This is a genomic window from Roseiarcus sp. (assembly GCF_049514155.1).
Lineage (GTDB): Bacteria > Pseudomonadota > Alphaproteobacteria > Rhizobiales > Beijerinckiaceae > Roseiarcus.
The window spans coordinates 1-3,047 of record NZ_JBEKVH010000274.1 but is presented as its reverse complement, the minus strand read 5'-3'; the positions used below and the strand labels follow the sequence as shown (position 1 = coordinate 3,047).

Here is a 3,047-nt window from a genome sequence, read left to right as displayed (position 1 = left end):
CATCCGGCCGCGCTTCGCGCGTCCACCTTCTCCCGCGAGCGGGAGAAGGGATCGCGCCGCAAAGCCCCTCGCCCGCTTGCGGGAGAGGGGTTGGGGTGAGGGTGAGCGGCGCATCGATCGACGGGATGCCCTATCGCTAATCGTCGCCCTTGTTGCAGACGGCTTTCGACTGCGGCACTTCGGTGGAAGCGCGCGACCAATCAACTATCATCCCCGCTTCCTCGGGGTCCGCGGCGATCGCCGCCTCGATTTCCGCTTCCGTCATATCGGCGGCGCGCAACCAATCGCTCTTGCTTTCGCCGCGCCGGCGCATCGCCTGCAATGCTTCAGCTGAATATCTCACCGTATGCTCTTTGTTTCTTGTAGCGCGATCGAGTGAGCGGACAGCCGGCAGGTGGCAAACCCCTCGACCTGCCGGCGACTGCTACGATTAGGAGGCGGTGGCGTGGGCCGAATAGCGTTCGGCCATTTCCGTCAAGATCATTAGTGCCTCATACGCGGCACCCGACCTGCCCATCAGCATCGGGCGACCACCGCATTGGGTCAATTGACGCCTTGCCGCGATCAGCATGTCGTCGTCGTGAAATACTCTCGGATAGACGATCGTCCAATGGCCGGTCCTATCCTGCTTTGCAAACCTCGACAGCGCCGAAAGGATCGGAAACACGATACCGTCCGATATCTCCCTGATGATACCCTCGTCGCTGCGAACAGCCTGCCGAAGACGCTCCAGCAGGCGCTTGTCGTTCCATTGGCCGTGCCTCTTCCAGCGTTCGTATTCCCGCCAGGCGCAACCAGCCATGTCGATGAAGTAGGCGTATCTCGCGGCGCTGCCTCGGTCGGTCGCTCGCCGATCGAAGTCTTCCATAAAATCTTGCAAACAATATGCCGCGTTCTTGTAGGCGCGCATCCGCGCCTCCATCGTCCGCCTATGCTCGGGGGCAAGCTCCTCGGGCATCATCGCCCACAGAATTTGAAGAAGCAGTCGAGTATCGACATACTTATCCTCAACATCAGTCTCTGATCGAGCAAGCTCAAGGCTCGGATGCGCCTTTCTGAAAGACGCGCTCAGTTCCTCAAAATAGCCGTGCTTGCCTGCGATCGAGATGGCTTCGATCCGAGTAGCTGTATTTCTTGCGACGGCAATACTCGTGCGGGCCGATGCATCAGGTTCGATCGAAAGTTCACAACGAATCGCGAAGTCGACCGGAGTCTCACCGCTTTCTTCACATTGGTCCATGTACAGCTTAATTTCGCCCTGCGACTGCGCGCCGTTGTTCACAGAAGCATGTTTCAGCGTGACGGTCTTTTTGTTGTCGTCGACGGCAATGCTTGAGGCTCCGATAAGGAATCCAGAATTCAATTGGGAGAAGCGATCCGGATTCTCTCTAATAGTCTTGGCAATCGCCTTGTGAACCAAATTTCTCTTCTTGCCCACGTGCGCAGGAATATACGAACGAAGATTCCCGTCCGTCCCGATCTTCAGGATTTCTGCAGCGGGAAACACGGCCACGTAGGTCGAGGCACCGTTGGCCTCCTCGTCCTTGGTCGTAACGTCGCGGATTTTGAGGTAAGAAAGGCGCACAGCGGCGCCAGCGATGGCGTTCGTCATTTCATACGGTTTCCGGGTGATCACCTCGGGTTGGCGATTTTTGGCCACCAGTGGAAGCCGGCTTGGCCCCTGATTTTTTCGCGTTCGCTGGCGAGGGCGGCGCATCGCGCGGAGATGATTTCCTCGAGGGCCTCGAGGGTTGGGATGTGCTTGTTGACGACGGGCTCGTCGACCAGCGTCCACAGCGTTTCGGCCGGCTGCACCTCCGGGGTGTAGGCGGGCTGGAAGACGAGGCGCAGACCGTCCGGCACGGCGAGGGACGCCTCGCTGTGCCAGCCGGCGTTGTCGAGCGTGAGGACGATGCGCCGCTCGCTCCCGGCGCCGGCTTCCTCGGCGAACAGCCGCAACAGCGCCTCGAAGAACGGCTTGGACACCCCGTTCGAGACATACCAGAAGCTTTCGCCCGTGGCCGGAGAGACGAACGCCGTGACGTAGAGCCATTCGAAGCGATGATGGCCGTGGGCGATCGGCCGCTCGCCGACCGGCGCCCAGACCCGGCGGGTCACCGGCTTCAGGCCGATCCGGTGCTCGTCGGTCGCGAAGGCTTCGACCGGCGTGTCGGGATGGCGCGCCGCTTCCTCGGCGACGACCTCGGCGACTTTTTTTTGAACGCCTCTTGCTCCGTGAGCGTCGCCGCTTTCGGATTGCGCGGCCGCGGCTTCTGAATCGACCAGCCGATCGCCTGCAACGCCTCCCAACCGCGTTGCGGCGCAAGCGAGGCCAGCCCCAGTTCGCCCGCCATCCAGCGCGCAACCTGGCCGCTCGTCCAAACCCCGCCGTCGGGCGGCGGATCGGCCAAACGCGCGCGCAGACGTTGCAAGAGCTCCAGCGTCAGAACCTTCGCCGACGCGCCGTTGCCTCGACGTAGATCGCCCATCGCCGAAGGTCCAAGCGCGTTGTAGCGCTCCACGAGTTGTTCGATCCAACGCTGGCCAAACGAGGTCATCGCCGCCACCTCGCCGGTCGAATGACCTTTCGCCAACAGCCAGATCGTCTGGAAATGCCGCGAAGACATCACGTCCTCGCACGCCTCGTACCGCTCCTCCAACGCCGCAACGCTCAGATGACCGGCAACGTAAGCCATGCCCGCCTCCCGCGATTCATGGCCGTTCTATCTACCAGCAGATAACCCCGACGGGAATCCACACCCCGTCGAGTCAACCCGTCGAGTCAATCAGCCGGAAACCGTATCAGTTCTCCGTTGCCCCATCGTCTCGTGACACGGCACACCTGCGCCGATCACCGATGGAGGCAGCGTCACGATTGAGCTCGCACCGCGATTCTGTCAATGGCGGATTTGCGCGGACGCCCCTCCCCTACTCCCCGCCCGTCGCCAGCCTCAAGCTCGGCTGCGTCTCGACCTTGTCCGCTTCCTCGCTGAACTCCATCGCGTCGATGCGCGCGGCGCGGCGGGTGACTTTTTCGGCCGAGGTGG

Annotated in this window: 3 protein-coding genes and 1 pseudogene; all 4 read right to left on the bottom strand. The window is 61.8% G+C overall.

Annotation, left to right across the window (positions count from 1 at the left end):
• Positions 1-136 precede the first annotated feature (136 nt).
• Positions 137-343 (bottom strand): hypothetical protein, encoded by a 207-nt coding sequence (locus ABSF49_RS21340; RefSeq protein WP_424114641.1) that lies wholly within the window; start codon positions 341-343, stop codon positions 137-139.
• 87 nt (positions 344-430) lie between these two features.
• Positions 431-1,612 carry an AIPR family protein gene (locus tag ABSF49_RS21335; RefSeq protein WP_424114640.1) on the bottom strand — a complete coding sequence of 394 codons (1,182 nt, stop codon included), beginning with the start codon at positions 1,610-1,612 and terminating at the stop codon, positions 431-433.
• A gap of 20 nt (positions 1,613-1,632) precedes the next feature.
• A complete protein-coding gene (locus ABSF49_RS21330) occupies positions 1,633-2,310 on the bottom strand; it encodes an IS630 family transposase (RefSeq protein ID WP_424114639.1) in 678 nt (225 codons plus the stop codon).
• Positions 2,220-2,489 (bottom strand): annotated as a pseudogene (locus tag ABSF49_RS21325) (winged helix-turn-helix domain-containing protein); the annotation flags it as partial. The gene ABSF49_RS21330 and the pseudogene ABSF49_RS21325, both read right to left, overlap by 91 nt.
• Positions 2,490-3,047 lie beyond the last annotated feature (558 nt).

Bases quoted from the DNA above. Each gene is read 5' to 3' on its own strand.
- ABSF49_RS21335 (WP_424114640.1), bottom strand. From the start codon at position 1,612: ATGACGAACGCCATCGCTGGCGCCGCTGTGCGCCTTTCTTACCTCAAA.